Genomic DNA, 4,162 nt, shown 5'->3' with positions numbered 1-4,162 from the left:
CATTTAAAAGAGATACAAAAATGGTTTCATCATGCAATTGCAAGGTTTCGTTAATGTCTTTGTTTATCGGTGTTGCTTGGGTAATAATTAAATTTGGAAAAACTTCTTTTAGCATTGCTCCATAATTTGAAGTTGCCGATTGACCTGCTGTATCGTTATCAAAAAAGAAAATAACTTCTTCTAAATGAGTTAATTCTTTAATTGCTTTTTGTATTTCTTGATTCAAGCCATTGGTTCCAAAACATGCTAAAACGCTATAGTTTTCGGCAATTTCTTTTATCTGAAGTAACGAAGCTGCATCGATAATACTTTCGGTTAAAATCAGCTGTTTTGTATCGCTTTTAGGATAATTCGGATACAAACCTTGACGGTCTTTCAGATAATAATGTTTGCTGTTTTTAGTATCTAAAATGCTACGGAAATACAAACTCACGATTTCATTTTCCTTGTTTTTTAAAGGAAACACCAGGCTTTTGTTTCCAAAAATGGTGTAAGCAGTTTCTCCAGTTCTACCTTTTAATCCGTTATCAATTAGCAAACCGTATTTCAAACAATTATTTATGAGTTGTTCGTCTTTTCGAGAACCGTGATGAAATTGTCCGCTATTGAATCCAATTTCTAAATGTTCGTAATTCAAAACACGATTTTCGCAATAACCTTGAGCAGGCTTACTACTTAACAAACCGTTTTTAAAACTCGAAAACATTTTACTTAGAAAAGCAATGCGTTCTGAAGAATCTGTTTCTGCTTTTTTAGGTAATGAAGTTTCATTATTCATGTTTTGTTTTTTGGGTAGTGAAATCCCGCCAGCTAAACCTTTGCATGTAAGAATGGCTTCGTGTTTGCTTAGCTTTTCAAAATCTTGTACAAACTGAATCACATCACCTGTTTTTCCGCAAGCGTGGCATTTATAAAAGTTCTTTTCTAAATGTACCTGCAAACTCGCAGTTTGATCTTGATGAAACGGACATTGCAGCATGTTGTTTTTGGGTTGTAAGCCGTAATGTTGCAACACCGATGCAAGGGATACTTGTTGTTTGATTTCGGAAATTTCCATAGATGAAAATATTATTTAAAAATTAACACTTCTCAAATTTGTCTCAAAAGTAGCAATTACGAGAATATAAAACAAGCCTTATTAGAGATAAATACTTTTTTTTGACTCTTTTTTGTCTTAAATTCGTATAACAAAGAATTTTCATTGCAAAAAATCTCAATTATGACTATAGCTGAACGCATTCGATTATACAGACAACAAAAAGGATTCTCACAAGCTGAGCTTGCTGATAGAGCCCAAGTGAACAATAAAAGCTTGTCTCGCTATGAGTTAGGAAGTAGTATACCTCCTGCAGATGTCTTGAAAAACATTGCAGATGCTTTAGGTGTTTCAACAGATGCTCTTTTAAACGATGAAACAGTTACCATAAAAGATAAAGAGCTGATGCAAAAGTTTGAAGTGATTCAAGAAATGGCAGATGAAGATAAAGCCATTATTAGCAGATTTCTTGATTTAACAATTCGTGATTTCAAAACACGAAAAACATATAGTATGTAATTCATAAAAAAATAAAGCCATGAGAACCCAAATTATTCAAGATCATAATGGTTTGCCAACAGGAGTTTTTATTCCAATTGAGGAATGGGAAAATATGAAAAGAAAATATCCAGACATTGAAAAAAACAATGACGATTTACCCCAATGGCAAAAAGATGTTTTAGATAAACGTTTAGATAGTTACCAAAATAATCCTGATGATGTACTACCGATAGAGACATTATTTGAAATTCTAGATCAAGACGTATGAAATACGATATAGTTTATCTTTCTGATGCACAAAATGATATTCAAAATGCTAAAAAATGGTATAAATCGAAACAGATTGGTTTAGAAAAACGTTTTGCTATTGAGGTGAAAAACGCCATTTTATTAATTGGGAATGATCCTCATCTTTTTGAAGTTAGGTACCGAAACACACGGATTGTTTTTACCAAAATTTTCCCTTTTGGAATTCATTATACCATTGATAAAACTCAAAATAGAGTTGTGATACTTGCCGTATTACATACTTCTAAAGATTCTAATAATTGGTAGAAATACAAAGCCCTGCAATTTGCAGGGCTTTAATTTTTTATAATAAAACAAGCCGACTTTTTACGGTCAGCTTGAGTTGTTTAATTGGTTTTATAAATGTTATTTAATGTAGTAATAATGAGTAGTTGCAGTGGTAATAGTACTTTTGATATATTACCGAGTTACAAATATTTAATATTCTTTATATCAATTATATTAATATCATCTTTGAAATTACTATACAAAACATATTTAAACTTAATCATTTCATCAAAAATAGATATATAGCTTTCTTCTTCTTTTATCCATTTTATATCAATTCTCTCTATTTCAAATTCAATTTTAACTAAATAGAAATCATTATAACTTTTATAATTTTCCAATTGGGAATAATTTAAAACTTTAGAATAACTTGAGTTATTAGATTTGATCGATATATTAATTCCTTCCAAATAAAAATGTTTATCAACATAAAACTCAATGTTTTCACCAGTTTTATATTCGTTTAACATAACAATTTGCATTGTTTTATAGTCTGAATTAGTTACATACGACAAAAGTGCAAAACCAGAATACTTTATTTTTTTATCTCTAAAATCACAAGACTGCAAGATTAAAATAAATAAAATAAAATAAAAAATATTTGTTTTCATAATTGATTAATTATAATCTCCTTCAACTTGATTTGATCTAGGATGATAGTTAGAATTAGGTTTATTTCCATTTTTTAGTTCATGTTTTGAAGCTCTATCGTATAAATCAATTAAATTACCAGAATAATTGAATCCATTTTCACTTCCACATCTTGGATCAGAGGTTTTCCTTGCATAATTTATTATGTTTTCATAATGAACATTATTAACCTCATTTCCGCCTCCCATTATGTCGTTAGAAAATCCTGAATGAAAACTTCCTTCCAAATTTGAAGCTGGATTACCTCTAAAATCATCGTATCTATCACTCAACCCTAAAAGATGTAAACTTTCGTGTATTATTGTTCGAACAATATCGTCACTTTTCGTATTAATCACTCCAGTATTTCCTGTTTGCGAGACGGCTCTCCCTGAAACATACGATGGATCACTTTTAGATAAATCATTAGTTACATTAAAAATATTTTCACCTGCTTTTAAATTACTAACATTTTTGTTGTTATTACCATCATATACATATACTACATTTAAACTTACATTAACTCCATTTACATTTTTTCCTCCTGAAAATTTATCTACAAAAGCTTTATTCATTGTTTCTGCCATTACTTTATTTGAGCCATTTCCTTGTAAATAAACTGTAGCGTGTAATGAGACATTAACTATTTTCCCATTTTTATCTCTTTGAGTAATCATTCTAAAATCTCTACCATCAGGATCTATAGCATTAATTGGATTATTAGCTACATAAACATATCCACCAATTCCAGGATACTTCTCCGCCAGGGGATCCACACTGATAAATGTACAAAAAATAACATAATACTAGCTCATCATACTATCATAAGTTGGATATTCACGATTAATGCGGTGGTGTTTTTTTACAGGAAGCTTCTAATTTATAATTTTATCTAGATTAGATTGATTTTTTATCTAGTAAAAAAGTAATATTATGTAGACAAATTTGAGTATTGATATAAATACCCTTAGTGCATTATCTAATATACAATAATATATTGGTATTCATTTAATTATTTTTTTTATCACAGATACACAGATTCAAATTGATAGATTAAATTAACTAACAATTAAATTTTTACAGATTTTGAATTCAATACATTCAATAAGTAACATAACTTGTATGTCTTACGTAGATTAATGGATAAAAATCTGTTTATCTGTGGGAATTCTATAATGCACTACGGGTTATAAATGTATTTATATATACCAAGTTAGAATATTAGATATAATATTAAAAATTGATGCCGTGATTTTTTTCTACAACTGCATTTTGCAATAGGGATGGAAGCTTTGTTTGAGCTCTTTTGCAAATTTTTAATTTGCGAAAAGCGAGTGCGTACAGCCTGACCTGTAACGCAGTGGTAGGGATTGCCCGAATTTTTGTTTATTTACAGCTGTATCTGTGATTTGACCAGAT

At 29.6% G+C, this 4,162-nt stretch carries 6 protein-coding genes; 3 read left to right on the top strand and 3 right to left on the bottom strand.

Features of this window, described 5'->3' with window-relative positions:
* On the bottom strand, nucleotides 1-1,057 hold a 1,057-nt coding region (locus ACKI42_RS00840), incomplete at its 3' end, for a CHC2 zinc finger domain-containing protein (protein ID WP_407401470.1).
* Between the two features lie 162 nt (nucleotides 1,058-1,219).
* On the opposite strand from ACKI42_RS00840, the gene ACKI42_RS00835 reads away from it, so the two are divergent.
* Genes ACKI42_RS00835 through ACKI42_RS00825 form a run of 3 tightly spaced genes read left to right on the top strand, consistent with a single transcriptional unit; the run spans nucleotide 1,220 to nucleotide 2,092 of the window.
* Nucleotides 1,220-1,555: a helix-turn-helix domain-containing protein gene (locus tag ACKI42_RS00835; protein ID WP_407401468.1), complete on the top strand. Its 336-nt coding sequence runs from the start codon at nucleotides 1,220-1,222 to the stop codon at nucleotides 1,553-1,555.
* A 19-nt stretch (nucleotides 1,556-1,574) separates the two neighbouring features.
* A complete protein-coding gene (locus tag ACKI42_RS00830) occupies nucleotides 1,575-1,805 on the top strand; it encodes an addiction module protein (protein ID WP_407401466.1) in 231 nt (76 codons plus the stop codon).
* Complete coding sequence (locus ACKI42_RS00825) at nucleotides 1,802-2,092, top strand: type II toxin-antitoxin system RelE/ParE family toxin (protein ID WP_407401464.1); 291 nt, start codon at nucleotides 1,802-1,804, stop codon at nucleotides 2,090-2,092. The genes ACKI42_RS00830 and ACKI42_RS00825 overlap by 4 nt, the downstream gene beginning before the upstream one ends.
* 161 nt (nucleotides 2,093-2,253) lie before the next feature.
* Here the strand turns inward: ACKI42_RS00825 and ACKI42_RS00820 are convergent, their stop codons facing one another.
* Nucleotides 2,254-2,724, bottom strand: a complete 471-nt coding sequence (locus tag ACKI42_RS00820; RefSeq protein WP_407401462.1) for a hypothetical protein — start codon at nucleotides 2,722-2,724, stop codon at nucleotides 2,254-2,256.
* Between the two features lie 6 nt (nucleotides 2,725-2,730).
* A complete protein-coding gene (locus ACKI42_RS00815; RefSeq protein ID WP_407401460.1) occupies nucleotides 2,731-3,519 on the bottom strand; it encodes a hypothetical protein in 789 nt (262 codons plus the stop codon).
* Nucleotides 3,520-4,162: the final 643 nt, after the last annotated feature.

This window comes from Chryseobacterium sp. (genome assembly GCF_045629545.1).
In the GTDB taxonomy this organism is placed as follows: domain Bacteria; phylum Bacteroidota; class Bacteroidia; order Flavobacteriales; family Weeksellaceae; genus Chryseobacterium.
The sequence above is the reverse complement of the archived record's forward strand: the minus strand, read 5'-3'. Positions and strand labels throughout refer to the sequence as shown.